The organism is Massilia sp. CT11-108, from assembly GCF_047302915.1.
Classification (GTDB): Bacteria; Pseudomonadota; Gammaproteobacteria; order Burkholderiales; family Burkholderiaceae_D; genus Telluria; species Telluria orientalis.
Map to the genome: position 1 here is coordinate 1 of NZ_JBKYMO010001651.1, position 249 is coordinate 249.

General features: G+C 73.1%; 1 pseudogene. It reads right to left on the minus strand.

What is annotated here, in order from left to right:
- Positions 1-249: pseudogene (locus ACEN88_RS35915) on the minus strand (hypothetical protein); the annotation flags it as partial.

Consider the following 249-nt stretch of genomic DNA (forward strand, 5'->3'; position numbering starts at 1 on the left):
CGGCAGCGACTCCACGCGCGCCAGCTCGAGCATGTCGGCGGCGGCCAGGCCGCGCTTGAACCACGCGATGGCATCGTCGTTGAGCATGTCCTCGGCCGGTGCGGCGTCGGGGCTCGCCATGTCGACGTTCGCGCGCAGCAGGTACGCGCCGGCGTCCCGCACCGACGTCGCGACGGCGAAGCGCTCTTCGCGGAACAGGTTGCGCGTGCCCGGCGACAGCTTGCCCTTCAGCGCGGCGTCCGCGACGAG